At 63.8% G+C, this 26,519-nt stretch carries 35 protein-coding genes; 19 read left to right on the top strand and 16 right to left on the bottom strand.

Annotated features, from left to right (window positions below):
• Positions 1–54: 54 nt before the first annotated feature.
• On the top strand, positions 55–483 hold the full coding sequence (locus ABIE35_RS15770; protein ID WP_354516342.1) for a phage holin family protein: 429 nt from the start codon (positions 55–57) through the stop codon (positions 481–483).
• Between the two features lie 11 nt (positions 484–494).
• On the opposite strand, the gene ABIE35_RS15765 is transcribed toward ABIE35_RS15770, so the two are convergent.
• Together ABIE35_RS15765 and ABIE35_RS15760 are read right to left on the bottom strand one after the other, a co-directional pair.
• Positions 495–1,766 (bottom strand): hypothetical protein, encoded by a 1,272-nt coding sequence (locus ABIE35_RS15765; protein ID WP_354516341.1) that lies wholly within the window; start codon positions 1,764–1,766, stop codon positions 495–497.
• Positions 1,767–1,861: 95 nt separating this feature from the next.
• Entirely contained in the window at positions 1,862–2,173 is a 312-nt protein-coding gene (locus tag ABIE35_RS15760; RefSeq protein WP_354516339.1) for a hypothetical protein, read from the bottom strand.
• A gap of 165 nt (positions 2,174–2,338) precedes the next feature.
• On the opposite strand from ABIE35_RS15760, the gene purB reads away from it, so the two are divergent.
• The 5 genes from purB (at position 2,339) to ABIE35_RS15735 (ending at position 6,517) form a co-directional block, all read left to right on the top strand.
• Positions 2,339–3,745 (top strand): adenylosuccinate lyase, encoded by a 1,407-nt coding sequence (gene purB / locus ABIE35_RS15755; RefSeq protein WP_354516337.1) that lies wholly within the window; start codon positions 2,339–2,341, stop codon positions 3,743–3,745.
• A 297-nt stretch (positions 3,746–4,042) separates the two neighbouring features.
• Positions 4,043–4,705 (top strand): histidine phosphatase family protein, encoded by a 663-nt coding sequence (locus tag ABIE35_RS15750; RefSeq protein WP_354516335.1) that lies wholly within the window; start codon positions 4,043–4,045, stop codon positions 4,703–4,705.
• A gap of 215 nt (positions 4,706–4,920) precedes the next feature.
• Entirely contained in the window at positions 4,921–5,424 is a 504-nt protein-coding gene (locus tag ABIE35_RS15745; protein ID WP_354516333.1) for a GNAT family N-acetyltransferase, read from the top strand.
• 154 nt (positions 5,425–5,578) lie between these two features.
• Positions 5,579–6,013: an acyl-CoA thioesterase gene (locus ABIE35_RS15740; protein WP_089596607.1), complete on the top strand. Its 435-nt coding sequence runs from the start codon at positions 5,579–5,581 to the stop codon at positions 6,011–6,013.
• Between the two features lie 150 nt (positions 6,014–6,163).
• On the top strand, positions 6,164–6,517 hold the full coding sequence (locus ABIE35_RS15735; protein ID WP_354516331.1) for a nuclear transport factor 2 family protein: 354 nt from the start codon (positions 6,164–6,166) through the stop codon (positions 6,515–6,517).
• Here the strand turns inward: ABIE35_RS15735 and ABIE35_RS15730 are convergent, their stop codons facing one another.
• The 7 genes from ABIE35_RS15730 to ABIE35_RS15700 form a co-directional block, all read right to left on the bottom strand.
• The gene (locus ABIE35_RS15730) at positions 6,518–6,844 is read right to left on the bottom strand and encodes a hypothetical protein (RefSeq protein ID WP_354516329.1); all 327 of its coding nucleotides are present in this window, start codon (positions 6,842–6,844) and stop codon (positions 6,518–6,520) included.
• Positions 6,845–6,892: 48 nt separating this feature from the next.
• Positions 6,893–7,696 carry an aldolase/citrate lyase family protein gene (locus ABIE35_RS15725; protein ID WP_354232560.1) on the bottom strand — a complete coding sequence of 268 codons (804 nt, stop codon included), beginning with the start codon at positions 7,694–7,696 and terminating at the stop codon, positions 6,893–6,895.
• Positions 7,681–8,466, bottom strand: coding sequence for a 2-oxo-hept-4-ene-1,7-dioate hydratase (gene hpaH, locus ABIE35_RS15720; RefSeq protein ID WP_354516327.1), 786 nt, complete (start codon positions 8,464–8,466; stop codon positions 7,681–7,683). Before hpaH ends, ABIE35_RS15725 begins: the two co-directional genes overlap by 16 nt.
• A 3-nt stretch (positions 8,467–8,469) precedes the next feature.
• Positions 8,470–9,564: a 3,4-dihydroxyphenylacetate 2,3-dioxygenase gene (gene hpaD / locus ABIE35_RS15715; protein WP_354516326.1), complete on the bottom strand. Its 1,095-nt coding sequence runs from the start codon at positions 9,562–9,564 to the stop codon at positions 8,470–8,472.
• Between the two features lie 104 nt (positions 9,565–9,668).
• Positions 9,669–11,180: a 5-carboxymethyl-2-hydroxymuconate semialdehyde dehydrogenase gene (gene hpaE / locus ABIE35_RS15710; protein ID WP_354516324.1), complete on the bottom strand. Its 1,512-nt coding sequence runs from the start codon at positions 11,178–11,180 to the stop codon at positions 9,669–9,671.
• A 35-nt stretch (positions 11,181–11,215) separates the two neighbouring features.
• Positions 11,216–11,902 carry a GntR family transcriptional regulator gene (locus ABIE35_RS15705; protein ID WP_354516322.1) on the bottom strand — a complete coding sequence of 229 codons (687 nt, stop codon included), beginning with the start codon at positions 11,900–11,902 and terminating at the stop codon, positions 11,216–11,218.
• On the bottom strand, positions 11,895–13,406 hold the full coding sequence (locus ABIE35_RS15700; protein WP_354516320.1) for a fumarylacetoacetate hydrolase family protein: 1,512 nt from the start codon (positions 13,404–13,406) through the stop codon (positions 11,895–11,897). Before ABIE35_RS15700 ends, ABIE35_RS15705 begins: the two co-directional genes overlap by 8 nt.
• A gap of 140 nt (positions 13,407–13,546) precedes the next feature.
• Between ABIE35_RS15700 and ABIE35_RS15695 the strand changes: the two genes are divergently transcribed.
• Positions 13,547–14,269 carry an alpha/beta fold hydrolase gene (locus tag ABIE35_RS15695; RefSeq protein WP_354516318.1) on the top strand — a complete coding sequence of 241 codons (723 nt, stop codon included), beginning with the start codon at positions 13,547–13,549 and terminating at the stop codon, positions 14,267–14,269.
• Here the strand turns inward: ABIE35_RS15695 and ABIE35_RS15690 are convergent.
• A complete protein-coding gene (locus tag ABIE35_RS15690) occupies positions 14,266–14,712 on the bottom strand; it encodes a hypothetical protein (RefSeq protein WP_354516317.1) in 447 nt (148 codons plus the stop codon). The two genes, ABIE35_RS15695 and ABIE35_RS15690, sit on opposite strands and share 4 nt — an antisense overlap.
• 584 nt (positions 14,713–15,296) lie before the next feature.
• On the opposite strand from ABIE35_RS15690, the gene ABIE35_RS15685 reads away from it, so the two are divergent.
• The 3 genes from ABIE35_RS15685 to ABIE35_RS15675 all read left to right on the top strand — a co-directional run bounded on the left by ABIE35_RS15685 (position 15,297) and on the right by ABIE35_RS15675 (position 16,927).
• Positions 15,297–15,566, top strand: coding sequence for a GlsB/YeaQ/YmgE family stress response membrane protein (locus ABIE35_RS15685; RefSeq protein WP_089596629.1), 270 nt, complete (start codon positions 15,297–15,299; stop codon positions 15,564–15,566).
• Positions 15,559–15,819: a hypothetical protein gene (locus ABIE35_RS15680; RefSeq protein WP_354516316.1), complete on the top strand. Its 261-nt coding sequence runs from the start codon at positions 15,559–15,561 to the stop codon at positions 15,817–15,819. Before ABIE35_RS15685 ends, ABIE35_RS15680 begins: the two co-directional genes overlap by 8 nt.
• A 238-nt stretch (positions 15,820–16,057) precedes the next feature.
• The gene (locus tag ABIE35_RS15675) at positions 16,058–16,927 is read left to right on the top strand and encodes an AraC family transcriptional regulator (RefSeq protein ID WP_354516315.1); all 870 of its coding nucleotides are present in this window, start codon (positions 16,058–16,060) and stop codon (positions 16,925–16,927) included.
• Here ABIE35_RS15675 and ABIE35_RS15670 read toward each other — a convergent pair.
• The 6 genes from ABIE35_RS15670 to ABIE35_RS15645 form a co-directional block, all read right to left on the bottom strand.
• The gene (locus tag ABIE35_RS15670) at positions 16,924–17,493 is read right to left on the bottom strand and encodes a cysteine hydrolase family protein (protein ID WP_354516314.1); all 570 of its coding nucleotides are present in this window, start codon (positions 17,491–17,493) and stop codon (positions 16,924–16,926) included. The two genes, ABIE35_RS15675 and ABIE35_RS15670, sit on opposite strands and share 4 nt — an antisense overlap.
• 22 nt (positions 17,494–17,515) lie before the next feature.
• Positions 17,516–18,442, bottom strand: a complete 927-nt coding sequence (locus ABIE35_RS15665) for an SDR family oxidoreductase (RefSeq protein ID WP_354516312.1) — start codon at positions 18,440–18,442, stop codon at positions 17,516–17,518.
• Positions 18,443–18,539: 97 nt separating this feature from the next.
• A complete protein-coding gene (locus tag ABIE35_RS15660) occupies positions 18,540–19,340 on the bottom strand; it encodes a DUF1206 domain-containing protein (protein ID WP_354232572.1) in 801 nt (266 codons plus the stop codon).
• Positions 19,341–19,477: 137 nt separating this feature from the next.
• Positions 19,478–19,666, bottom strand: a complete 189-nt coding sequence (locus tag ABIE35_RS15655) for a hypothetical protein (protein WP_354516310.1) — start codon at positions 19,664–19,666, stop codon at positions 19,478–19,480.
• 120 nt (positions 19,667–19,786) lie between these two features.
• Positions 19,787–21,688 (bottom strand): DUF2264 domain-containing protein, encoded by a 1,902-nt coding sequence (locus ABIE35_RS15650; RefSeq protein WP_354516308.1) that lies wholly within the window; start codon positions 21,686–21,688, stop codon positions 19,787–19,789.
• Positions 21,689–21,785: 97 nt separating this feature from the next.
• Positions 21,786–22,064: a hypothetical protein gene (locus tag ABIE35_RS15645; RefSeq protein WP_280624472.1), complete on the bottom strand. Its 279-nt coding sequence runs from the start codon at positions 22,062–22,064 to the stop codon at positions 21,786–21,788.
• 185 nt (positions 22,065–22,249) lie between these two features.
• On the opposite strand from ABIE35_RS15645, the gene ABIE35_RS15640 reads away from it, so the two are divergent.
• From ABIE35_RS15640 to ABIE35_RS15600, 9 genes are all read left to right on the top strand, one after another.
• Positions 22,250–22,750, top strand: a complete 501-nt coding sequence (locus tag ABIE35_RS15640; protein WP_354516306.1) for an Asp23/Gls24 family envelope stress response protein — start codon at positions 22,250–22,252, stop codon at positions 22,748–22,750.
• Positions 22,747–22,938 (top strand): DUF2273 domain-containing protein, encoded by a 192-nt coding sequence (locus ABIE35_RS15635; RefSeq protein ID WP_207595387.1) that lies wholly within the window; start codon positions 22,747–22,749, stop codon positions 22,936–22,938. Before ABIE35_RS15640 ends, ABIE35_RS15635 begins: the two co-directional genes overlap by 4 nt.
• Positions 22,935–23,324: a hypothetical protein gene (locus tag ABIE35_RS15630; RefSeq protein ID WP_354516304.1), complete on the top strand. Its 390-nt coding sequence runs from the start codon at positions 22,935–22,937 to the stop codon at positions 23,322–23,324. Before ABIE35_RS15635 ends, ABIE35_RS15630 begins: the two co-directional genes overlap by 4 nt.
• Positions 23,321–23,902, top strand: coding sequence for a hypothetical protein (locus ABIE35_RS15625; RefSeq protein ID WP_354516302.1), 582 nt, complete (start codon positions 23,321–23,323; stop codon positions 23,900–23,902). Before ABIE35_RS15630 ends, ABIE35_RS15625 begins: the two co-directional genes overlap by 4 nt.
• Entirely contained in the window at positions 23,899–24,540 is a 642-nt protein-coding gene (locus ABIE35_RS15620) for a hypothetical protein (protein WP_354516300.1), read from the top strand. The genes ABIE35_RS15625 and ABIE35_RS15620 overlap by 4 nt, the downstream gene beginning before the upstream one ends.
• Positions 24,541–24,618: 78 nt before the next feature.
• Positions 24,619–24,849: a CsbD family protein gene (locus ABIE35_RS15615; protein ID WP_354516298.1), complete on the top strand. Its 231-nt coding sequence runs from the start codon at positions 24,619–24,621 to the stop codon at positions 24,847–24,849.
• Positions 24,850–24,931: 82 nt separating this feature from the next.
• Entirely contained in the window at positions 24,932–25,516 is a 585-nt protein-coding gene (locus ABIE35_RS15610) for an RNA polymerase sigma factor (RefSeq protein ID WP_207595392.1), read from the top strand.
• The gene (locus ABIE35_RS15605; RefSeq protein ID WP_354516296.1) at positions 25,513–26,148 is read left to right on the top strand and encodes an anti-sigma factor family protein; all 636 of its coding nucleotides are present in this window, start codon (positions 25,513–25,515) and stop codon (positions 26,146–26,148) included. Before ABIE35_RS15610 ends, ABIE35_RS15605 begins: the two co-directional genes overlap by 4 nt.
• Positions 26,145–26,507: a hypothetical protein gene (locus ABIE35_RS15600; protein ID WP_354516294.1), complete on the top strand. Its 363-nt coding sequence runs from the start codon at positions 26,145–26,147 to the stop codon at positions 26,505–26,507. Before ABIE35_RS15605 ends, ABIE35_RS15600 begins: the two co-directional genes overlap by 4 nt.
• Positions 26,508–26,519: the final 12 nt, after the last annotated feature.

The raw sequence follows: 26,519 nt of genomic DNA, 5'->3' as shown, positions 1-26,519 counted from the left end.
CTGCTTATAGCTAATGCGGAGCTGATTAACAGCTCCGTGTGAAAGCATGGGCCCATGGGTTCATTCATCATTCGCGTCCTCATTAACGGGCTTGCCCTGTGGGTGGCCACCTGGCTCCTGCAAGGCATGGATATCACCACAAGCGCCACCGAGAAAGCCGCCACCAATGCAGGACTCACCCAAGGTGCAGACACCGCCGGCATCATCCTGGCGTATTTGTTCATAGGACTGATCTTTGGTGTAGTGAACGCGGTCGTCCGCCCTCTGGTCAGGCTGCTGTCCCTCCCGGTAACCATCATCACGCTTGGCCTGTTCACCATCGTTATCAACGCAGCGATGCTGTACCTCACTGCCTGGCTGAGCTCTTTCACGCCAGTACACCTCACCCTCGACTCGTTCTTCTGGACAGCCATTCTGGCCTCGCTCATCATCAGCATCATCTCGATGGTGGCGGGCCTGATACCTGGAGCCCGAAAGCGATAGGAGCAACACACCTACCGCGTTCCAACCCCCTTCTTCGTGTCCTGGACGGTCGGCGGCGAATCCGGCTTCACCGCCGACGGCGAAACTGCCAACCGCGAAACCGGCATCGGTGCCCTTTCCATCCTGAACCGCGTCACTCTTGCTACCCCACCGGCACCCACAACCCCCGCGAATACGGCGGTCGAAGCGACCAGGGACTCGTCGTGGCTCGCGGCAACCAACTCTGCTCCTGCTGCGTAATTCTCCTGATCGTGTCCCGGGCCAAGCCCAGCGTCCTGGCCTTCGGGCGCCCTGACCTCGTCCGTCAGCGACACCGTCACCCTGTCTTTCGTGTCGGCGTTTACTTGGCCGTCTATTCCCGGGACCCAGTCCTGCACATGTTCCAAGTGGAGTGAGGTGATGCCTGGCTCGGGCGTGATGCCGCCAACAGGGGCTCCGGCTGTCAACACATATTTGAGGTCGAACTCGCTGAGAAAGGCCTGGTTCCGGCTGAGGTTCATGGCGTGTATACCGCCCTGGCTGTGCCCCACCGCCACGACGTGGTCTCCGGCTTCTGCTCCGGCTTCGCGGAGGGCCTGGCCAACAGCCGGGATCACTTCCTCCGAATCGTAGGCAACGGCCTCGCCGATGCCTTGAATATCGAGCGGGTTCGTATTGGGTGAGTTGGGTTGAGTTCCAGGTATCAGCACCATCCAGGACGACGAGCCGTCCTGTTCGAACTGGATGACTTCGATCCCGCCGTCATTCCGGGCATGAAGCCTCTCGAGTCGGCGAAGGCTTTCTGCCATTGAAGGCTCAACATGTTCTACTGCTTGCTCAACTTTCTCGACCCTGACGTCTCTGGGTTGAAGGGCTTCAAGGAGCGGCGACTCCAGAATTCCGTGAAGGGTATCCCTCGTGCTGGTCCAAGGTGGAACCACAACTCCCCTGAGGACGTTGTGCGTCATGTCGCGGCCAGGGAACCAGCCTATTCCCGAGACCCTTAGCTCATCGAGACGCAGTTGCTGCCGGAAGCCGTTGCCGGCTTCTACTACCTCGTAATCCCGGTGGCTGGCCCGAACACTCGCGCCGACCTCAACCAACTCCTGACGCACTTGCGCCACGTCCCTCCTGCTCCCGGCAATAGCGTCGGCGGCACTGCGGCCGGTTTCCAGGGACTCGTACAGGTACGGTTCCAAATCGTCCTGGACCCGACGTGCCTCGTCTTCGATACCAAGGAGCTGTTGGACAACGTCATCGAGCTGGGTTGCGCCCCGCAGGAGTTCCTCCAACTGGAAAGACACCCCTCCTACCCCGCCCCTTATGGTGAGAATTCCGTCAGGCGCCGGCGGTAAGGGTCGTGGCGCTTCACCGGCTCCCACTGGAGCTGAATCGGCCACTACCGTCCCCTCTCACCGGAAACTGAAACGTTCTGGGAATGCCGCAACACCAAGGCAGCGGCGGTGTCCATGGCTTCACGGGCACGCATCAGCGCTGAAGCATGCAGGGCAATGGTTGTCCGGTAGGCGCGTCCGGCGGGAGACTGCCAATCCTCCATTTGAGTTCTTCGCAGGGACGTCAGAACAGCGTCCACTTGGTCTACGCACGTCTTGATGCGCCACGCGAGCCGTTGGACTTCGTGGCTTCGGGAGGAACACTCCAGGGGGTCGAAAGTGGGCGGGTTGGCTGCAGGCATCAAGCCGACGCTCATGTCCGTATACTCCATTGATTGTTCTGCTGATCGGTAGGTTCGACGCTACGGAGCGCAGGAACCCAACGGAAGCGACGACGTCGCGTATGTGGATAACCACGGAGCCATCCACATAGCGGCGTCACCGACTCGGGCGCCGTTGCGGAACATGAAAGAATAGGCACCATGGCTGAATCCCCTCGCGTGTCCCTCGCTTCCGAACCTCTCGCCCTTGGCGCCCTTGACGGCCGCTACCGTGCCGCCGTCGCGCCCCTCGTGGATTACTTGTCCGAGGCTGCGCTTAACCGCGATCGCGTTCACGTCGAAGTCGAGTGGCTCATCCACCTGACCAGCCAGTCCGTGCTGCCGGGCGCCGGTCCACTGTCCGACGAGCAAATCGCGCAGTTGCGTGCCATCGTCACCGATTTCGACGCCGCTTCGGTCAACGAACTCGCCGAGATCGAGGCTGTTACCGTCCACGACGTCAAGGCCGTGGAGTACTACATCGGCCGCCGCCTGCCCGCCATTGGCATCGAGAATCTCACCGCTATGGTGCACTTTGGCTGCACCTCGGAAGACATCAACAACCTCTCCTACGCCGTTGGCATCAAGGGCGCCGTGGAGAACGTGTGGCTCCCGAACGCCGCCGCCCTCGTCCAGCAGATCGAGGCCATGGCGGAAGAGAACCGCGCTGTGCCCATGCTGTCCCGCACCCATGGCCAGCCCGCCACCCCCACCACGCTTGGCAAGGAACTGGCGGTCATCGCCCACCGCCTGAACCGCCAGCTGGCGCGCATAGCCAAGACCGAGTTCTTGGGCAAGATCAACGGCGCCACCGGCACCTACGCCGCCCACGTCGCGTCGGTCCCGAGCGCTGACTGGGAAGCCGTCGCCAGGACGTTCGTTGAAAGCCTTGGCCTCACGTGGAACCCGCTCACCACGCAGATCGAGAGCCATGACTGGCAGGCCGAGCTCTACGCCGACATCGCGCGCTTCAACCGCATCCTGCACAACGTTTGCACTGACATTTGGAGCTACATCTCAATCGGCTACTTCCGTCAGATCCCGGTTGCCGGCGCCACGGGTTCCTCCACGATGCCGCACAAGGTCAACCCGATCCGTTTTGAAAACGCGGAAGCCAACCTTGAGATCTCCAACGGCCTCCTGGACACACTGGGCGCCACGCTGGTGACCTCCCGCTGGCAGCGCGACCTGACGGATTCCTCGTCGCAGCGCAACATCGGTGTCGCCTTCGGCCACTCGCTGCTGGCCATCTCCAACGTGGCCAAGGGCCTCAAAGCCCTCGACGTCGCCGAGGAAGTCCTCGCAGGCGACCTCGACACCAACTGGGAAGTCCTGGGTGAGGCCATCCAGATGGTCATGCGCGCCGAGGCCATCGCAGGCGTTGAAGGCATGGAGAACCCGTACGAACGGCTGAAGGACCTCACCCGCGGCCAGCGCGTGGACGGCGCCCGGATGCAGGAATTCGTGCAGGGACTTGGCCTCTCCGCCGACGCTGAGGCACGCCTGCTCGCCCTGACTCCGGGCAAGTACACGGGCATCGCCGACAAGTTGGTGGACCACCTGCAGTAAGACCAAACGCGCGCCGACGGCGGGCCGGGGCTGGGTGCCTCGGCCCGCCGTCGACGTTAATCGTGTTTTCTGCCTGCGTCTCTCCCGGCTTCCCTCCCGGGACCGAGCGTGAGTTCTGGGCCACGGCGTGTCGGGTCCTTCTGGTGCTTGAGTGGCTGATTGGCTGGGAATACATAAGGAAGATGGCGGTGCGGCCAGTGGAGTCCAGCACAGCCGGCGCGGCCATTGCGGCGGTGCATGTGACCGCGCGACCCTCTGTGAAAACGGATCAGTTACGACGTAAGGAGCGGAGCACCCATGAAGCTCCTGTTGATCAGGCACGGACAAACGCCCGGAAATGTTGCCGGCCAACTGGACACCGCCTTTCCCGGACCGGGACTGACAAAACTCGGTGAGCGCCAAGCAGCGGCCCTCCCGGATGCGCTGGCGGACGAAGCCATCGAAGCGCTCTACACCTCCACACTGCTGCGCACCCAGCGGACTGTCGCTCCCTTGGCGAAGGCCACAGGCATGGAGCCAGCCGTTCTGGAGGGGGTCCACGAGATTGAAGCGGGCGCCTTGGAGAAGAAGACAGACCATGAGTCGCACCTCCGCTACATGAGCACAGTCTTTGCCTGGACGGACGGCGACTTGGACGTCCGGATGCCGGGTGCTTTCGACGGGCACGACTTCTTCGCCCGGTTCGATGCGTCCGTGGAGGAAGTTGCGGCCGCTGGACACTCGACTGCCGCGATCGTCAGCCATGGTGCCGCGATCCGTTGCTGGGCGGGACGTCGGGCGACGGACATCGACACTGTTTTCGCTGAAACCCATCAACTCCCGAACACTGGAATCGTGGCTCTCGAAGGCGACCCCCGGAATGGATGGAAGGTGCTGCACTGGGACCAGGTACCTGTGGGCGGAATGGCCTTGGTCGACCGAACCGCGGAGGACCCCACGGGCGAGGCCCGTCAGCCCTGATCGACGCGGTCCTGATGCGAGCAGTCCTGATTCTTGGCGTTGCGAGGCCTGCTCTGCGCCCCACAACGCCTCCGGAGGGCGCAGAGCGGGCCTCACAACGCAGGAAAGGCCAGCAATTCTCCCGACGCTTACGCGCAGGAAACACCGCGGTAACCACAGCTCCCTAGGCTTAAGACGCATAGACACCTCCCCGAAACCCGGCGAAAAGAGGCAAGATGCAGACCAATCCACGGCTCAACATCCGGCAGGTCACATGGGCCAACCCCGTGGGTGCTGACCTCCGGGCCGCACAGCAGGCTGAACTCGATGCGCGGTTCGGCAGCACGGACCATGAGCCCGGACCTCCGCCGTCGGAAGCAGATACCGCCGTATTCGTAGTGGCGTACGAGAAATGCTCAGGTCAACCGCTGGGGTGCGGCGGGCTCAGGATGCTCGACGAGAAGACTGCGGAGATCAAGAGGCTGTACGTGGTTCCCTATGCCCGTGGTTCGGGAGTTGCGAGCTCCATCCTTGCCGCGCTTGAAGCCCAGGCGCATTCCCATGGGTTCAGCGTCATCGCAGCCGAGGCGGGGTCGGCCCAATCCGACGGTCGAAGCTTCTACGAGAGCGCCGGTTTTGCTGCGGTACCGAATTTTGGTCCGTATGTTGGCATCACCGAATCGTATTGCTACTCCAAGAGGATCGACTCCCACAGCGCATCGCACACAGCCATGGCGTAGCTGGGCGGGCGTGACTGGAACGGGTGTATGGGATTGCGGGTGCCCCACCGGGATGCCTCCAATGGGCATTGTGGACACGGCAATGTCGGGGCCGGGCTGCTGTTCGGCGGCGCAACATCAAGCGGCCGCCGCCGCAGTTCGATAATCTCGGATTATGGAAAAAGCAGACATCACCTTTCGCACCCGCAAATGGGTGCGGCCCGAGGACCTCAACGCCAACGGCACGCTTTTTGGTGGCAGCCTGCTGAAGTGGATAGATGAAGAGGCCGCGATTTACGCCATCCTTCAACTGGGCAATGGCCGGGCGGTCACCAAGTACATCTCCGAGATCAACTTCGTGAGCTCGGCCGTGCAGGGCGACCTGATCGAGATGGGGCTGACGGCCAAGCGTTTCGGCCGAACCTCCCTGACCATGCGCGCCGAAGTCCGCAACATGATCACCCGCCAGCCCATCCTGACCATCGAGGAAATCGTCTTCGTCAACCTGGGCACCGACGGACGTCCGCAGCCACACGGCTACACGGAAATCACGTACGACCGGGATCGTATCCCCACGCACCACCTGACTGAAACGCTGGACGAAGACTGACGCGATCGGAGTCCACCGGGAGCAGATCACTGACCGGCCTCACCCCGGACCACATCTCCGCCGCGCAGCGGGTGGCATTCTCCGGAGGGAGCAGGATTGCTGGCTGCCCACCCCGTTGAACCCGGCCCAGCAGCAGGGTAGAACGGAGGGATGAGCGATGTGAACTCTTGGATGGACCAGTACGAACGCGCGTGGACCTCGAATGACCCTGAAGAGATCAGGGCACTTTTCACCGAGGACGCCGTCTACAACGACCGCCCCAACACGGCGAAACCGTGGAACGGCCACGAGGAAATCGTCAAGGCGTGGGCCGACGCCGGTGACAAGCCGGAGGACTGGACCTTCGAATGGACGCTCCTGGGCAAGGACGGTGACACAGCGTTCGTCCAAGGCCTGACCACGTACCTGAACGGTGACCCCACCTACGACAACCTGTGGGTCATCCGGTTTGCTGAGGACGGCCGTGCCCGCGAATTCACGGAGTGGTACATGGCCCGCGCATAGCTAGCGGGGGTTGTACAGGACGTTGGGATGGATCTGCGTCCAGCCGTCGTATTTCGGCTGGCCGGCGTCCACGCCATCGTTGATCAGCGTCGCTTGAGAATCGTCAAAACCAGTCAGAGTGACGATTTCCTCGTCTGTCGCTACCGCTGCGCAACCAGCTCTCCACCGCTCCGGGAGTCCTACAGGAACCGAAATCAAACAGGCGGACCCGCCGGTGGAACTCTTGGCCGCGAAGTACTCCACATCGTCGTAAGTTGTCAGCAACCGGGCTGACCCCGCTTTGATGTCCGTATCCGCACTGATAAGGCTCACGGTCTCCGGAAGCACGTCCTCCCTCAGGCTCTCGTTCCGTCGAGCCTAGCCCACGGCGATACGTCAGTAGCTTTCGCGGTCAGCCGTTTCGGACACGGGAATGAACGTTGACGCGAACCCTTCCGACGCGCGGGCCAGTACAGCAACATCGGCGCCGACCAGCACAAAGGAGGCACCGGCGTCGAGATACGCCCGCGCGGTTGACTCGTTGAAGGCGTTCACACCAGCCGGTTTACCGGCCGCCTTCGCGGCTTCGAGGCAATGCTCGACGACGGCCCTCACCAAGGGATTTTCCTGCTGTCCCAGCAGGCCCATGGAGGCGGCGAGGTCCGAGGGGCCAAGGAAGATGCCGTCCACACCGTCGACGGCCAGGATCTCCTCCACAGCCGACGCCGCAGCCTCGGATTCGATTTGCACCGTGAGGCTGATGGATTCCGAGGCCGACGCCAAATAGTCGGGGACGCGGTTCCAGCGGGAGGCCCGGGCCAACGCCGAGCCGACCCCCCGGACCCCATGTGGCGGATACCGGACAGCAGCCACCGCGGAGGCGGCCTCAAACGCCGAGTTCACCATGGGAATGAGCAGGTTTTGCACACCCAGGTCAAGATATTGCTTGATGACCACGGTGTCGTTGACCGGTGGACGGACCATGGCCTGTACCGGGTAGCCGCTCACCGCATGAAGCTGGGCCAGGATGGACTCCAGGCCATTGGGGCTGTGCTCGGCGTCGATCAGGACCCAGTCCAGGCCGGAACCGGCGCAGATTTCCGCAACCAAGGGGCTACCGGAACACACCCACATGCCGGCGAGCGGCCGGCCCGCCTCAGTGAGTGCCGAGAAGAAAGTGGGGCCTAGCTGAAGCGGCATGTCACAACTCCCAACGGTCCGTAGTCAGCGTGCACGGTATCACCTTTGTACACCCACAGGGGGCGGGTAAACGAGCCCGCCAGGATGATATCTCCGGCCTTCATCGAGTCCCCGTGGGCAGCGATCTTGTTGGCCAGCCAGTGCACCCCGTTGGCCGGATGATCCAGCACTCCGGCGGCCACTCCGGTCTCTTCCACGGTCTGGTTCTTGTACAGGATTGCGGACACCCACCGGAGGTCGACGGCGTCCGGCCGCACCGGGCGACCACCCACCACCATGGCGCCCATCGCGGCATTGTCCGAGATGGTGTCCACGATGGTCCGGCCCTCCATTTCGATCCTGGAGTCCAGGATCTCGAGGGCCGGAACCACGTAGTCGGTGGCGTTGAGGACATCGAAGATGGTGCAGCCGGGCCCCTTGAGGCCGGACTTCAACACGAAGGCCAGTTCCACCTCCACCCGGGGATGGGTGTACTTGTCCCACTCCACGGAGCAACCGGTTTCCAGGACCATGTCATCGAAAATGGCACCGTAATCCGGCTCCGTGATGCCCGTGGCGGCCTGCATGGCCTTGGACGTGAGGCCGATCTTGCGCCCCACCAACGTGCGTCCGGCTTCCTCGTTCCGCCGCCTCCACAACTGCTGCACGGCGTAGGAATCCTCCACCGTCATCTCGGGGTAGCGGGCGGTCAGGCGCGGGACCGGCTGGCGGTTCCGGCCGGCTTCGAGGAGCTCGTCGGCAATGGCTTCGATCGTCTTCGCGTCCAACATGGTTTAGACCTGCGCCCCCAGCTTGAAGCCCTCTGCAGCTTCGCCGGATGCGCCTTCGGGACGGGTGTAGGAGAAGCCGTCGGCGCCCACGGTGACAGCCATCTCTGAAGCATCGGTGCGTTCGATGATGGGCTGCGGATTGCCGTCAAGGTCCAGGACCAAGGAGGCCTCGGTGTACCAGGACGGGACCACGGGATTGCCCCACCAGTCGCGGCGCTGGTTGTCGTGGACATCCCAGGTGACCGTGGGGTTGTCCGGATCGCCGGTGTAGTAGTCCTGGGTGTAGATCTCCACGCGGTGGCCGTCCGGGTCCAGGATGTAAAGGTAGAAGGCGTTGGACACACCGTGGCGTCCGGGGCCGCGTTCAATCCTATCTGAGATGCGCAGGGCGCCCATCTTGTCGCAGATCTGGATGATGTTGTGCTTCTCGTGCGTGGAGAAGGCGATGTGGTGCAGGCGGGGTCCGTTGCCACCGGTCAGGGCGGTATCGTGCACGGTCTGCTTGCGGTGCATCCACGCCGCGTACGTGACGCCGTCGGAATCCTTGATGTCCTCGGAGACGCGGAAGCCGAGGTCCTCCAGGTACTTGCGGCCGCGCGGGACGTCAGGGGTGACCTGGTTGAAGTGGTCCAGGCGAACCAGTTCACCCGCGGAGTAGAGGTCGTAGCGCTGGGTGAGGCGTTCGACGTGCTCTACGTCGTAGAAGAACTCATACGGGAAGCCCAGCGGGTCTTCGACGCGGACGGAGTCGCCCACCCCCTTGGTAAAGCCTTCCTTGCGGCGCTCCACACGGCAGCCCAGTTCGCGGTAGTAGGCCTCGGCGGCGTCCACCTCTGCCGGGGACTTCACCCGGTACGCGAAGGCGGCTGCGGCAGCGACCGGGCCTTTGCGGAGGACCAGGTTGTGGTGGATGAACTCCTCGAAGGAGCGCAGGTAGATGGTGTTCTCGTCCTCTTCGGTGACGTGCAGGCCGAGGAGGTCCACGTAGAACGCGCGGGACTTGGCCAGGTCCGTGACCACCAGTTCCAGGTAGGCGCAGCGGACGATGTCCGGTGCCGGGACTGTGGGGGTGGGGATGGGGCCGGTGAAGTTGCTCATGGGATTCTCTCTTCGTTGAAAGGGGTCATTTGGATGGAGTTTTTGTACAGATACGGCCCTTTAGAACGGGTTTTAGGGGCGTTATCTGTACAAAAACTCCAGGTTTAGGCGCCGAATTTGGGTGTGTGAACGGAGCCGAGCGTGATGTGCACGGCCTGCTGGTCGGTGTAGAAGTCGATGGAACGGTAGCCGCCCTCGTGGCCCAGGCCGGAGGCCTTGACGCCGCCGAACGGGGTGCGGAGATCGCGGACGTTGTGGCTGTTGAGCCACACCATGCCGGCCTCCACGTTCTGGGAGAAGTTGTGCGCCCGGGTGAGGTTTTGGGTCCAGATGTAGGCCGCCAGGCCGTACTTGGTGTTGTTCGCCAAGGCGAGGGCTTCGTCGTCGTTCTCGAAAGGCGTGATGGCCACGACGGGACCGAAGATTTCCTCCTGGAAGATCCGCGCGTCAGGCGCGACGTCGGCAAACACCGTGGGTGCGATGTAGTTGCCTTCGGGCAGGTGGTCGGGCCTGCCGCCGCCGGCCAGGAGCCGACCCTCCGACTTGCCGATCTCCACGTAGGACGCCACCTTGTCGTAGTGCTCAGGGTGAACCAAGGCACCCACCTGGGTCTTGGGATCGTGGGGATCACCCACCACGATGTTCTTGGCCCGGGCGGCGTATTTTTCGCAGAATTCGTCGTAAACGGCCCGCTCCACCAGGATGCGGGAACCGGCGGTGCAGCGTTCGCCGTTGAGGGAGAACACCCCGAACAGAGCCGAATCGATCGCGGCGTCCAGGTCCGCATCGGCGAACACGACGCACGGGGACTTGCCGCCGAGCTCCATGGACAGGCCCTTGAGGTTGGCTGCGGCGTTACGGAAGATGGTCTGGCCCGTGGTGGTCTCGCCCGTGAAGGAGATCAGCGGTACGTCCGGGTGCTTGACCAGGGCATCGCCGGCTTCTTCGCCCAGTCCGTTGACCAGGTTGAACACGCCATCAGGCAAGCCTGCGTCCTTGAAGATCTGAGCCCAGAGGGACGCGGACAAAGGCGTGAACTCGGCTGGCTTCAGCACCACAGTGTTGCCGGTGGCCAGCGCCGGGGCGAGCTTCCAGGACTCGAGCATGAACGGGGTGTTCCACGGGGTGATGAGGCCGGCGACACCAATCGGCTTCCGGTTCACGTAGTTGATCTGTGAGCCTGGGACCTTCATGGCGTCGTCGAACTGCGCCACGATCAGGTCGGCAAAAAACCGGAAGTTCTCGGCCGCGCGCAGCGCCTGGCCCTTGGCCTGGGTGATCGGCAGGCCGGTATCGAAGGTCTCGAGCTCGGCGAGGCGGGCTTCCTGGGCCTCGACGGCATCGGCGATCTTGTTCAGGACCCGGGCGCGTTCGCGCGGCTTCATCTTCGGCCACGGGCCATTAACGAATGCTTCACGGGCCGCGGCAACGGCGAGGTCGATATCTTCTTTCTGGCCCGCAGCAGCCGTGGCGTAGTTGCCGTTGGATACCGGGTCCAGGACGTCGAAGGTCTTACCTGAAATGGAGTCAACGAACTCGCCGTTAATGAAGTGCTGGATATGGGACGGCAGGTTCTCGGGGATGTAGTGCTTGGCGGTCTCTACTGAGGTCGTCATCGTTGAAGTCCTAACTAGCGATCAGTGGTTGGTAGTTATTGCTTGGCTTGGGCCAGGTACGCGTCCAGGGTGGAAGCACGGTGTTGGCGGGCGGCCTTTTCGATGGTGTCGGCGTCTGCACCGCTCTCTATGAGCTGCAGCAAAGCTTCGTGTTCGCGTACCGATTCCCGCGCGCGGCCGGGGACGAAACGGAAGGTCGAGGACCGGATGGAGGCCAGCCGGTTCCAGCCCCGGTGGACCAGGTCAAGAATGTGCGGGTTGGGGCAGTGCTCAAACAGGACACTGTGGAAGTCCTGGTTCAGGGCGGTGAATCGGACGGGATCAAAGTGCTCCAGGCACTCCCGCATCTCCTCGTTCACCGCACGCGCCCGGGCAATGGAGACCGAGTCGATCAGCGGTGCGGACAACGCCGTGGCCGCACCTTCCACGATGCTCAGGGTCTGCATCGTGTAGAGGTACTCGGTGGGGTCGATCCCGGACACCGTTGCGCCGACGTTCCGCTCGAACTTCACCAGCCCTTCGGCCTCCAGACGGCGGATCGCTTCGCGGACCGGGACCACGCTGAAACCCAAATCCTCGGCAATCTTGGCAAGTACCAAACGGTAACCCGGCGTATATGCGCCCTCAACGATTCTCGCCTTCACGGCGGCATACGCCTGCTGCGACTTGCTTTGGGCTCCGGCGTTTTCGACGGCGGTACTTCCGACGGCGGTTTCAGTCACTCTGGGCTCCTTGCCGGCTCTGCCATTCCTGGAAGCGCGCCTGCCAGTCCTTGTTCATCGGGTACAGCCCGTCCACGCTGTTGCCTTCCTGGACCATCTGGAAAATGAAGGTCTCTTCCTTTTCCTGCTGGATGCAGTCGTCCACCAGTTCCTCGGCGATGGCCGGGGGAATCACCAGGATGCCGTCGGAGTCGGCCACGATGATGTCGCCGGGCTGGACAGTTGCACCGCCGCAGGCGATGGTGATGTCCGTGTCCCACGGGATGTGCCGGCGTCCGAGGACTGCCGGGTGCGGATTGGCGAAGTAGGTAGGCATCTCCAGGTCAGCCACCGCCGAGTAGTCGCGGACGCCGCCGTCGGTAATAATCGCGGCCGCTCCGCGGACTTGGGCTCGCAGCGCCAGGATGTCCCCTACGGTGCCGGTGCCCTTCTCGCCGCGGGCCTCCATGACCAGGATTTCGCCCTCGTTCACGGAGTCAATGGCCCGCTTCTGGGCATTGAACCCGCCGCCGTAGGCCTTGAACAGGTCTTCGCGGTTGGGCACATAGCGCAGGGTCCGGGCGAGGCCCACCACTTTGCGGTCCGGGCGGGTGGCCTGCAGGCCGTCGATGCTCACATTGTTCAGCCCCCGCTTGCGGAGCTGGGAGGACAGGGTGGCGGTGGCGACGGACTCGAGCTTCGCCTTCAGCTCCGGAGTCAGCACACTCCCGGCAGCCGCCGGCTCCGAAGCCTCCAGCCCTGCGGCTTCCCGCGATCCGTACGCCTCCTCGCGCTGGGTGTCATCAGTCTTGGGCCGGGCACCAAAGTCCGCGAACGGCGTCGTGCCTTCCGTAACTTTGGTGACCAGGCGGCGGCTGCTGAAGTCACCGCCGGTGACCTCAATTTCGACGACGTCTCCGGGCTTGGCCACCGAGGCGCCGGCGGGGGTGCCGGTGAGGATGATGTCGCCCTCTTCGAGCGTGAGCAACTGCGAAAGGTCCGCAACGAGCTGCGCGAAAGGGAAGAGCAGGTCCTCAGTGGTGTCGTCCTGGACGAGGTCGCCGTTGTGCCAGGTGCGGATCCTTAGAGCAGCGGGATCAACGGCGTCGGCCGGGATCAACGCCGGGCCAATGGGGGTGAAGCCGTCTCCGCCCTTGGACCGGACATTGGAGCCCTTGTCTGCATAGCGGAGGTCGTAGACGCCGAGGTCGTTGGACGCGGTGACCCACTCGACGTGGCTCCACGCGTCGTCCAGCCCCACGCGACGGGCGGCCTTCCCAATGACCAGCGCGATCTCGCCCTCATAGCCCAGCAGTTCACAGCCGGCGGGGCGTTCAACCGTTCCGGGAGCCTCACTGGAGCCGAGCGCCAGGGACGAGGACGGCTTCAGGAAGTACGACGGCTGCCCCGGAGTACGCCCACGCTGCGCCGCACGGCTCGGGTAGTTGATGTGGACGGCAATGACCTTGCGCGTCCGGGCCAGCATGTCCTGGCTGACTTCCTGGGACCGGAACTCCAATGTCACGGCGCCTCCTCTTCCTCGAGCTGCATCAAGTACGAAATCGTATACGATAACTATCAGCCGTCGAGGTGACCCACGTCAACCCCTTCTTTCGAACCCGGCCACCCTTACATAGCGTCGGGGGCCTCCCGTAGGGTACCGGCATGGACATCATCCTTGTACCCGGCTTCTGGTTGGACGCGTCGTCATGGGAGGAGGTGACTCCCCCGCTGGTTGCGGCCGGACACACAGTTCACCCACTGACCCTGCCTGGCTTGGAATCTGCCGATGCACCACGCGCCGGCATCGGTCTTCGGACTCATATCGAGGCCGTGGTGGCGAAAGTGGACTCACTGGAGGGCAACGTCATCCTGGTGGGCCACTCAGGTGGCGGCGCCATCATCCACGGCGCAGCCGACGCCCGCCCCGACCGCGTGGCCCGCGCCATCTACGTGGACAGCGGACCACTTGGCGAGGGTGGGGTCATCAATGACGAGCTGCCCGACGACGGCGACGACATCCCGCTGCCGCCGTGGGAAGCGTTCGAAGACGAAGACCTGGTTGACCTCACCGATGACCTGAAGGAAGCCTTCCGCGCCCGCGCCGTCCCCGAGCCCAAGGGAGTGGCACTCGACCAGCAGCACCTGAGCGACGTCCGCCGATACGACGTTCCGGCCACGATCATCGCGTGCCAGTTCCCGTCGTCGCTCCTCAAGGAATGGATGGACGCCGGGCACCCGTTCACCGCCGAACTCGCACGGATCCGGGACGTGGACTACATCGACCTTCCCACGGGCCACTGGCCGCAATTCACCAAGCCGAAGGAACTGGGAGAGGCGATCTTGACCGCGGCAGAGCGTGAGGGGTACTACGCTCGAGGGCTTTAGGCCTTGGGCGGCGTGCTCGTGGCGGGCCCCTCCGGCACGGCGCCACCCTCATCCGCCCAGTCACTTCCGGTGGTGTCATCCCGGGCCGGGTCCGACACGACGTCGGACGTGACCGTCGGGACGGTGGTGACAGTAGGGCCAGTAGAAGAGCTGCTGGCATATGGGGGACCAGACCTCTGGTCCGCCTTGGGCGAGGTAATGCCGGGGAACATGGCCTCGGCCTTCTCCATCAGCTTCTTGCCAGCCTCGTAGAGGTTGTCCAGGATGTCCGGAACCGACTCCTGGACAGCTTCAGTTGCATGGTGGACGTTCTCCTGGACTTCTGGATTCTTCCAGACCTTTTCAGTGCCTCCGCGGAGCCGCCGATACACCTCCGGCCAGGACTTGGATCCCCAGACGTAGCCGACGGCCACTCCAACGGCGAACAATGCTTTCCCTTTCACAGGAATCACTCCTTTCGAGGCGGTATTCTTCGACACTAGTCCCGGCGGGCATGAACTGTCACCTGCCCATTGATTACGACAAGCTCAATGGTGATTTGCCGAAATACAAAATTTGGAATAACCGCAAAGCCAACCAGCGGGTAACCGCGGGAAGTAAAGCCGCTGACAGGAACCTCCGGACCGGTGGCACGGCGAGCCATCTGAGGCAAATCTTCGGCAGTCAGGTGGGAAAATCAAGGACACCGCCAAGGGCGTAGTGGACTCACTCAAGGGCCGCTGGAGCGCGGATCCCCGGCATTCCAGGCCCGCAAGCAAGGTTGAGCTAATAGTCAGGTTACTTGCTACTAGCCCCGGGAGCCGCTAGCGTTACTGGTGTAGTACCGAGACCGACCCAATCGGCAGGAGTGCTTTATTGGCTGCATTTCATAAATTCATCGGGGTTGCATAAACAGTTCCGTTCCCCACATTCCATAGGGCCTCCAGGGGCCCCATTACGGTGCCTAGACCTCGGAAGAGGCACCCGGTGAACTTACTCGCTTCATCACGTTCATGGAATTTCCATCAACAAGAAAGTAGGACCAAAAATGGGTTTCTTTGGTTTTCTTCTGCTCGGCCTTCTGGCCGGCGCTATCGCTAAACTTATCCTTCCGGGCCGCCAGGGTGGTGGCTGGCTGATCACCCTCCTGTTGGGCGTCGTCGGCGCTCTCTTGGGCGGCTGGATCGGTGGCCTGATCTTCGGTACGGGCCTGCAGGAATTCTTCTCCCTGACCACATGGCTCCTGGCTATCGGCGGCTCCATCATCGTGCTGCTGATCTACGGCCTGGTCACCAGCCGCAGGACCCACCATGGCTAACAACCAGAACCGCGACGCCAACGGCGACGAACTCGAAGGCCAGTACTCCGAGGGCGACTACGGCGATTCCGGGGTATCTCCGGAGACCCTTAAAGATGACGCCGGCGGCGACTACACCGCAGGGGACTACGCCGAGAAGACGGTACCCTCGGCCGACGCTGAACTGGACGAGCACAACACGGAAGACACCCCTGAGGACCGGCCCTTCTCATCCGAACCGGATGAAGAAGCATCTGGCTCAAGTCGCCCGTAAGCAGGAACCGGTTTTCATGGAACCGGCAGTAACTGAATAACACCAAGGACCCGGAGTGCTGCAGCCGCAGCCTCCGGGTCTTTTGCGTTGCCTCGGATTCCGGCAGCGGACGCGGTCCCGTTTTCGAGGCCTGATATTTTCGGGCAAGGATAGGTGGGGCATCGGTCCCAAGCCCTCCGTAGTGTCGAGGGCAGGGGTGAAGACACGGCAGGGAAACAAGGCGAGGAAACAGGTCAGCATGCAGGAGTGGAACCGGGCAATAGAGGCAATTGAGCAGGACCTCACGGCAGACATCGACGTGGGGACTTTGGCCAGGATCGCCTTGACGTCCGAATATCACTTCCGGCGGATGTTCTCCTCCTTGGCCGGACTGCCGGTTTCGGAGTACATCCGGAGGCGTCGCCTGACAGCGGCCACGGCGGAAATCATCGACGGCGGCACAGTCCTGGGCGTCGCTGTCCGCTACGGCTACGCCTCTGCTGAGGCGTTCACCCGTGCGTTCAAAGCCATGCACGGCCTCACGCCGTCTGAAGCGAGGCAAGCCGGCGCCGTGCTTCATTCCCAACCTCAGCTGAGGTTCCACCTGCGAGTCGAAGGGAATACCGACATGAAACACCGCATAGAAGACAAACCCACTTTCCGCCTTATTGGCCTGAAAGCCCGCGTCCCCCTGGTCCACGAAGGACCCAACCAGGCCATCATCGATTTTCAACGGGGCCTGGATCATGCTGTCACCCGGCGCCTGCTGGGACTGTCAGACATGGAGCCGGCGGGCCCGCTGTCCGTCACCGACAACATTGATGAGCAACGGAGCGAGGGGAGCGAACTGGACTACTGGCATGCCGTGGCGTCCAGCCAGCCGGCACCGGAGGGCTTTGACGTCCTGGACGTTCCAGCGGGCTTGTGGGTGGTCTTCGAAACCGAAGGGAATTTCCCGGAGGTCCTGCAAAGCATGTGGGCCGACGCAGCTACTGAATGGTTTCCGGCCAACCCTTACAGGTGGGCACCGGGGCCGGAATTGCTCAGCGTCCAGGTGGAGGCAGGGGGCACCCACGGCCGCGGGCAGCTCTGGATTCCGGTGGAACGGGAGGAATCCGGCGATCGCTAAGACCAGGCTGGGGGCCCGGATTCGAGGAACCGCAGGATCTCCTCCAGCGGCAGGACGGCTTGCCGGTATTCGCGGGTGAAGACCCGCAGCACCGACTCGGCGGCCTCGGCGTTCTCCGTGCCGGTTGCCTCGGCAGCATAGATCACCCTGATGTTGTGGGCGAAGGCGTCGGCCGCAGTCTGCGCGATGCAGTTATGGGCGGAGATTCCGGCCAGGATCACGGTGTCCACTCCCCAGTTCCTGAGCCGCATGGCGAGGTCTGTCCCGAAGAAGGCGCTGTCCCGGGTCTTGGTGAGCCGGGGAAGGTCGGCAGTGAGCAGGCCGGGCACGAACTCTGCCTGCTCACTGCCCCGGAAGATAAAGCCTTGATCGTCGTCCAGCATGTTCAGGCTCCACGTGGATTTGTCCCGTTCATGCACGGTTCCCACCAAGAGCACGTATGCCCCCGCTTCACGCGCTGCGCTGGTCAGGGAATTGCAGGCAGCAACAATTTCTTCCTGGCGCGCCTTCAACGCGGGCTCCTCGAAGTAAGCGTTCTGCATGTCGATGACCAGCACGGCGATCATGGGCGTCCTCCGGCCAAGCAGTTCACAGCCCCTTGCCTCCCGTCACGGGCAGCACGGCTCCGGAAATGTAGGAGCCTTCATCCGAGGCGAGCAACACGTAGGCCGGAGCCAACTCAGCAGGCTGCCCGGCCCTGCCCAGCGGCGTGTCCTGGCCGAATGTGGGAAGCTTGTCCGGCCATTCCGTGGCGGGAATCAGCGGGGTCCAGATGGGTCCCGGGGCCACCGCGTTGACCCGGATACCTTTAGGTCCCAACTCTTCGGCCATGGCCTTGGTGAAGGCCACCTGGGCGGCCTTGGTCATGGCGTAGTCCACCAACTGAGCGGAGGGGTTGAACGCCTGGATGGAGGCCGTGACAATAATCGATGCACCTGGCCGGAGGTGCGGAATGGCCGCCTGAGCGGTCCAGATGAGCGAGTACAGGTTGGTCTTGAAGACGCGGTCGAACTCTTCCGTGGGGATGGTTTCCAGACCTTCACGGTTCTTTTGGTAGGCGGCGTTCAACACCACCACGTTGAGCCCGCCGAGTTCCTGCACGGTCCGCTCCACAATCTCCGCCGCGAACGACTCGTCCCGCGCGTCGCCGGGCAAGAGGAGCACCTGCGAGCCGCACTCGCGGATCCATTCCGCCGTCGACCTTGCGTCTTCTTCTTCCTCCGGCAGGTAGCTGATGGCTACCTTCGCGCCTTCGCGGGCGTAGGCGATAGCCACAGCCGCGCCGATCCCGGAGTCTCCGCCCGTGATGAGTGCGGTTTTGCCTTGCAGCCGGCCGTGTCCCACATAACTCTTCTCGCCGTGGTCCGGCTGGGGATCAAGAGGCCGGGTCAGGCCCGGTTGTTCCTGCTCCTGTTGCGGGAACTCGCCGGAGTGGTATCCGCGACGGGGGTCCGCCGGGGGCGACGTGAGACGGTTCTGTGGCTGGCCGGAGTTGTCCGGATCATGATGAGTCATGGTTGTTCCTTACCCGCATTCGGCGCCGCCTAACCGCGCTGACCGCTAATCGCACTAACCGCGCAATCCGTCCTACCCGCCACAACAGTCCGGAAGACTACGTCCGCAGGGTCCGCGCCTTGACCATCAGGAACAGACCGTACGCGATCAGCCCCACTGCCACGGCAGCCAGCAGGTACACCCCATAGGGCTGCTCCCTGAGCGCCTTCAAACCGCCGTCCAGCCCGGTTGACTGCTCGGGTTGGGCCCGCACCGAGGCGATGACCACCAGCAGGCCCACCAGGAAGAGGGCGATCCCCTTGGCGATGTACCCCACCACGCCTACCCCCATTTGAAACTTCCGCACCGAACTGTTGGAGGACAACGTGAGGTCCTTGGTGAACTTCCGGCGAAATCCCCGCACGGCGAAAACGATCCCCGTGATGGCGATGCCGGCACCCACGGCGACCAGCAGAAACACGCCAAACGGCGCCTTGAGGAGCGCGACGGTGAAGTCGCTGCTGGACTCCCGGCTGTTCTGGCCCTTGCCTGCAATGAAGGAGACGATGGTGGTGGCGAGGGCGGCGAAGACGATCGCCTGCCCAATGGCGGACAGCTTCTTGGTGATCTTGTCAGAACCGTTCCGGTGGCCAAGGATGGCGTTTCCCAGTTGCCACAGTGCCAGCGCGGCGCAGGCCGCGAAACAGGCCCAGAGCAGCAGCGGCCCATAGGGCTGGCTGGCGAGGGACGTCACGGCCCCGCTGACATCGGCTTCGCCGCTGCTTCCGAACGCCAGTTGGAGGGCGATGACGCCAATGAGCACGTGCAGGATTCCGCTGACCACGTACCCGCCGCGCGCAACAGCGGCGAAGGCCTGCGAATTCGACGCTTCCTCGGCCACATCGGCGGCCTTCCTCATCTCTTCCTTGATGACAAGCCTCCTTATTTATTGAGCTGCATCCATCGTCCCTTAAATGACGCCGGGCAGGATACCTCCCCAATGAGGGAGGCGCCTGCCCGCTTTCAAGTTCCAGGGCGCCTGGGTCCGGACGACCCCTAGAAACCAACCACCGACTGCGGCCAGATACTGCGCAGTCCCACACCCAGCGGGTTGAATTGCTCACGGACGGCCACACGCGTCTGGCCGAGAACCTCGCCGGCATGCCGGACGGCCTCTGCGGTGCCTGACAGGGCGTCGTGGACGACGGTGGCGTTCGAGGACTGGGTGGAGATCTGGTCAGTCATTTGGGTGGTCCTTCCTGGAAGCTCCATCAGCGGTTTGGCTGATGTTTCAACCATCGGACGGAGCCCTCAAGAAGGGCGCCGGGACATCTCAAGATTCGCTCAAGATTCCGGGCCACCACCTCAGGGGGCGAACACCACTTCCAGCACCTGGCCTGTGCCCAAGGTGAGGCGGGCGCTGACGCTGGCGCCGTCGTCGAACAGTTCAAAAGCGGAGGAAGGCCCGACGGCGGGAGGAACCCAGGCAGGCGGCTCGCCGCCGAGGTACACCAGGGAGGCGAAACAGCTGCGCTCCCCGGACAGCCTGCCCTCCAGATAGCGGCAGCTGGCAAAGGCGCCAAAAGGGGACACCCCCTGGGCCTGATACGTGCCGCTGTCCGTGTAGCCGTGGAGCGGCCAGATGGCTGTGTGCAGCCGGCCGTCAGCAAGGACGCCGCTGCTTGGCATCGGCTGATCACCCGCGAGCGCGTATCCGCCGTCCCGGACCGCGAGGATGGAGCTGTCCGGCGCCTCCACTGCGTGCACCCGCAGTTCGTATCCGCCTGCAGCGGCGGTCGCCGTCGCGGCGCGCCAGTCCGAATCAGCGGGATCCTCGGCATCGTTCCACACCGGGGCGTGCCAACTGGCTGCTTGCCCCGGCCCCGCAGGCAGCCGGTGGATCCGCGAGCGCCGGCTTGGCGTCCCAGCATCGTTGAGGAGGGCGAAATGGTTGTCGACGGGGTGCTCCGTGAACAGCGGCGCCGTATGGCTTGAATAGGCGAGGCGGCGGTAGAGGGGATCATCCGGGCCGGGCGCATAGTACTTGTCGCTGCCATGGTTGAGGAGGCGGGCGATGCCGTCCGCAGCAGTGGAGTGGAGCAGGTAGTTGGGGGCCTCGGCATGCTTTAAGCCGTCTGCGGCTTCCAGGGGCGATGGCTCCTCAACAGCGGTCCACACCGGGTGGTCGGCGGGGAGGAGCAGTCCGACGAAGGCTTTGGACGTCCAGTACGGCGAGGCCGGCCCGGAGTATTCCTGGGTCATGGGTTCAAAAGCGCCGAACCATCCCAGTGACGGCAGGCCGTCGTCGTAGGCTCCGCCGTCGAGGAAGTACTTGGCTGCACCGCTGGCGATCCTGCGGGTCTGGCCGGGGGCGAGCGGCGTTGCGCAGATCGCCTCTCCCATGAAGAGGGGCGCGACGGCGGCGTAACGGTAGATCAGGGAGCGGCCTTGGAACACCGGGGCACCGTTCGCGCCGAAGAACCTGACGTGGTCCTCCAGGAATGCGGAGAGGCGACGGCGGGAGATTTCAAGCCGGTGATCGGCTTGTGGATGCCGGCTGGCAGCAAACTCGGCCCACAGGATGGGGTACAAGTGCATGGCCCAACCGCAGTAGTAGTCGAAGAAGTCGCCGGTGCCGTCGTTGTCTCCGTCCCGGTACCAACCTCCGCCCGCGTACCAGTCGTCCAGCCTGTCCAGGCCATGCCCTATCTGGGCTGCGTTGTACTCAAAGCCCGCACCGGCCAGGAATTCAGCGATCATCACTTGGAAGAGCACCCAGTTGTTGTCCACACAGGTACTGCGCGAGGAACCCCGCAGCCAGGCAGCCACCTGCTCTTGCTGCCCCGCGGACAGCGTGTCCCACAGCCAGGGCTTGGTGAGCTGGAGCCCCAGGACCACGGACGCGGCTTCCACCATGGGCTGGGAGCGGTCAGTGATGGGCAGCCATGCTTCCGGCCCGTGCTTCTGCGTGCCGTGAAGAAGGCCCTCGCGGTAAAGGTCCAGATGACCGAAGGGATCGCTGCCCTTCTCCCCCGCCACCCGGAAAGCCGCCAGCAGGAAAGTCCGCGCGAAGCCCTCCAGGCCGTCGGACACAGCGCCCGACGACGACGGGCGGCCGCCCAGCCGGATGGCCGCCTTCAGCGGGGAGAAGTGGGGGCGCACCGCGAGGAGCTGCTGATCCGCGAAGGAAACCCAGTGCTCCCGCGTCCAACCGGTGATGGGGCTGAGGTCAAAATCCGGGGCGGGCATGGTGAAGCCGGTGGCCATGAGTCTCCTGCAGGGGCACGTAGTAGTAGCCCCACCACAGTAGGAGTTCCATCCTTCGCATGACGCGAGTTGAACAATAGTGAACCCGACGCCAGGCCTACTGCATGAGGCGCTCGATGTCGGCAAAGCCCAGGCCCGAGGCAATCGCAAGGTCCGGAAGGCCCGCTCCCGCCGCCGTCGCGTTTCGCATGGCCCGTACCAGGCAATCCTCAGCCTCGTCCATTTCCCACTGCAACCCCTCCACCCGGGCGGCAGCTGTCCACACTTCGTCCAACACTCCGGTTCTTCGGGCCGTAGCGGCCTCGGTGATCAGTACTGGGGGCGTTACTTCGAGGGAAGCTCCACCTTGCGATTCCCTCACAACTACTGCAGTCACTTGGTGCCTTCCGTGTGAGAATGTGTCTCGACAAACTAGTTATATGTCAATCTAGCTAAATTGGCGAGTTGCGGTGTGGGTGATGCGCATCACTAAAACTCGAGCGTGAGGAATCCCTGCATCGGCACGTCTTATCCATGACGGCGCACAACAAGCGCTGCAACCAACGGACAGGAGCAATCGCCATGACGATCCAGACGCACACCCCCGCAGATGTCCCGGCCAGGAACACCACGGCGGGCGACAACCCCACAGCGGCCCATGACACCACCACTCCTGCACTGAATAAGGGCAAGGATGGCCGCGGGGCCACCACGGTAGCCGACGGCGTGGTCGCCAAAATCGCCGGCATCGCCATCCAGGAAATCCCGGGCGTCCATGCCCTTGGGGGCGGCGCTGCCCGCGCCATCGGCAACCTGCGCGAAAAGGTGGGACAAAAGGACCTCACGCAGGGCGTCAGTGTAGAAGTGGGCCAAACCCAAGTGGCCGTGGACGTCACCTTGGTAGTTGAGTACCCGCACCCGCTCCAGGAAGTAGCGGACAACGCCCGCGACACCGTCTACAACGCCATCGAGGACCTGGTGGGAATGGAAGTCACCGAGGTCAACATCACCATCACGGACATTCACGTCCCCTCCGAGGACGCAGAGACCGACGATGCCGGCCGCGAGCCGAGGGTCGCATGAACCCCACCATCGCCGGCATAGCCATCGGGGCTGTCCTGGCCCTGGCAGGGTTGGCCTTTGGTTTCTGGGGCCTCCTGCTGACGGCTCTGTTCATGGGTGCCGGGGCTGTGCTGGGCCGTTCCGCCGAGGGAAAGCTTGACCTGCGTGGCGTGCTGGATGCACTGCGGGGCAAGCGCTCCTCATCATGAACCGCGCCGGAACGAATTGCGCCGGCCACACGCGCATCACCCAGCACGCTCTCCGGAAAACCCTGGAGGCCGTCACCGCCCAGGCGTTCCGGGTGGGAGCGGGAAACGTGGCGGCCGAATTGGAGGACGACGCCGGCAAACTCGGGGTCAGACTCTCCGTCAAGCTGGCGCTCCCGCCGCTTCTGGGACCGCGGAAAACCACAGCCACCGTCTTTCAGCAGGCTCAAACAGCACGAACACAACTGGTGTCCCGCGGCCTGGAGCTGACCGGGCTCGAGATCGGCCGGGTGGATATCCGCCTCGCCGGAGCCAAGGAGCAGCCCCGGAGCAAGCAGCAATCCAAGAAAAAATCCATTCAACGACTCAAGGAAAGGAGCGTGATGTGAACCAGGACCGAACCCAACGGCGGATGATCCGTCGGGAAACGCACTCTTCGCGGGCTCTTCCGTCCATCCTTTCCGCCTGCGTCCTCATGGTCGTCTTCCTCTGGCTCGCAGTGGAAGCCGTGCTGTGGATCCTCAAGGACCAGCCACTGCTGGCAAGCCCCGCGCAGATGCTCCAGTGGCTCGTGGACCTTCCGGTCACCACGCTCCCGGCGGGAATGGCGGCGGCCGGAGCGGGCCTTGGAATACTGGGGCTGCTGCTTCTGGGACTTGCCGTGGGCAGGGGCCGGAAGGCCCGACGCTCCTTGGCAAGCCAGCGCACCGCCGTGGTGGTGGACGACGACGTGATCGCCGCAGCTCTCTCCAACACCACCCGGCTCGCCGCCGGCCTGGCCCCAGGGCAGGTGACCACCACCGTCGGCGGACGGTCCGTACGCGTCCAGGTGCGTCCGACGTCGGGCATTCCATTGGACCTTGAGGCGGTGAGAACAGTGGTCGACGGCGAACTGGCCGCCTTTGCGCTGGACCGCCGGGCCTCATCGAGTGTCCGGGTATTGAGCCAAGGAGCAGTGGGGCAATGAGGCAAACAAACCGTGCACTGAACCGTATCCTGCTTGCCCTCTTGGGCCTTGCACTGCTGGGAGCCGGCGCCGCAGTCATCGCGGCCGGAACCCAGCCGGGAGCAGCGGATACCTGGACAGCAGTGGCATCGTCCATCCGGGATTCCGCCAGGAACCTCGTGGGCACCGCACCCCTGCCAGACCCCGTCCGGAGTTGGTGGCTGGTGGCAGGAACCGCGGTGTTGCTGGTGGGGGTCGCCCTCAACGCAGCCTGGCTCGCCTCCCAAGGCGGAGGACGCACTCCTCGCCTCGCCGAGCAACTGGACGGGACTGTCGTGCGCAACGGAGCCCCGGGGACAGGCGGGGCCCGGGGCCAGACAGTGGTGGATGTCAGCCTGGTCTCCACAGCCCTCCGGGAAGCCCTCAGCGGGAACCGCGACGTCCTGGCCACGTCCGTTTCGGCGTGGGAGTCACGGCGGGGAACCGCCCTCCGGCTCCGCGTGGAAGCCCGCAAGGGAAGCTCGCCACGCGAACTTGCCGACACCGCCGAAGAACTCATCAGCGAAATAGATGCCCTGCTGGGACATCCCATCCCCGTCCTGATCCGAATTACCAGCGGCGCCCGAACCCAGGTGTCAGCATCCCGACGTGCAGGGTAACCGCTGGAACGCACTTCTCTCCACTCAAACCATGCGCGGCACCACAGAGCACGCGCACTGAAAAGAAAAGGGAACACCATGGGAATCAACGACAAAATCAACAACGCTGCCACCGAACACCTCGGCGCTGCCAAGGAAGGTGCCGGAAAACTGACCGGCGACCAGTCACTGGAACGCGAAGGCCAGCACGATCAGGCCCAAGCAAAGCTCCAGCAGGCAGGCGAGAAGGTCAAGGACGCTGCCGCCGACATCGGAGACAACATCAAAGATGCGGCCCGGAAACTCAAAGAGGGTTTCACCGGGAATTAGGCCCCTCCCGGGCCGGCCCCTTACCGATGGCGGGGCCGGCCCCTTTCCTCCACTAACCTCGACCCCACTGGGAAGGCAGAACGTGACTGGTTCACCCGTGGCGCAGCACCAACTGGACCTCGTTCCGGATGCCTTGCTGGCCGGCCGGGCAGCAGACGGTGACACGGCAGCGTTCGAAGCGCTTGCCCGTCGCCACGGCCCTCTGATGCGGGCCACCGCCCGCCGGTTGACCGGCAGCCTGGCGGACGCCGATGACGTGGTCCAGGAAACACTGGTGCAGGCCTGGAAACAGCTGGACACCCTCCGGGAGCCTGCCGCCGTCAAAGGCTGGCTGTTGAGGATCCTTGGCAGCCGCAGCATCGACCACCTCAGGAAACGACGCCACCACATGGATCTGGACGACGTGGAAAACCAGCGCGATGACAGCCCCCGGACGAGAACCCAGGATCCGGAAAACAACGCAGTCAATGCCTCCCGGGTGGAAGCCCTCAAGGCCGCACTGGCCGCACTCCCCGAGGAACAACGACGCTGTTGGGTACTCAAGGAGTTCAATGACCAGAGCTACGAAGAGATTGCGCTGACGTTGAACATCAGTCCAGCAAGTGTCCGCGGCCGGTTGGCCCGGGCACGGATCACGCTCGCACGCACCATGGAGGAATGGCGATGAACACCCCCAACGACACCCTCGAATGCGGGCATAGCCTTGCGGATCTCAGTGCATACCTGGACACGGGTCAGATTGATGATCCCGCGCACCTGGAGAGGTGCCCCGAATGCCAGGCCGCGTTGGCCTCCCTGCGCCACCTCTCCACACTCGGCGGAGATTTGCTCCGGTCCGATGTAGCAGATGCGGGCTCAGGCAACGACGACTGGATGCAGTCCATCCTTGATAACCTGCGCCTGGAACTGCGGCCCGGACGGAGCATTCCATTGCAGGCGGAACACCCGGATGACACGCTTTGGGAATCCGAAGGAGCCATCTCCGCCCTGATCCGGTCCGTGGCCGATGCACTCCCTGGAACAGCCGCCGGCAAGTGCCGGCTGCTGGGAGAGGTGACCACCGTGGGAGCCCCCGTCACCGTGGAGGTGGAAGTGGCGGTGGTGTACGGACATCCCATGGAAGAACGCGCAGCCACCCTCCGGGACGAGCTGGCGAGGACCCTGGCAGCCCAGACAGAACTGAACATCCAAGCCATCAATATCACCGTGACGGACGTCCTCGAGCCGCCGGTACCACCGGTCCAGCCCACAGATACACCCGCCACCACCGAACCGCTGAACACGGAGGACCAGCCATGACGGAGTTTCTGGAAGCCGCGAACACTTCCCCTGCAGGCGGGCCGGCAACCGCGTCAACCGCACTGGCTGAGGAACTGCTCGGGCTCGTCCAGGCCGTAGAGGGGGTCCACTCGGTCTATCCCGCCCAGGCGTTGTGGCAGTCCATAGCCGGCGCCGCCCTGGCCGCGGTCACCGGAGAGACCCTTCCCCTGGTCGGCCTGACCGAGACCGCCGGCACACTGGCAGTAAAAGTCAGGATTGGAGTGAATGCTTCCCGTCCTGCTCCGGCAGTGACGCGCGAAGCAGCCGGGGCGATCCGCAGGCACCTTCTCCCCCGGGCCGCCGTCGTCGAGATATCCGTGGTGAAGCTGGGCAGTTAGGCAACAGCGGTC

This window comes from Paenarthrobacter sp. 4246 (assembly GCF_040546855.1).
In the GTDB taxonomy this organism is placed as follows: Bacteria; Actinomycetota; Actinomycetes; order Actinomycetales; family Micrococcaceae; genus Arthrobacter.
This window is presented reverse-complemented; position numbering and strand designations above follow the sequence as displayed.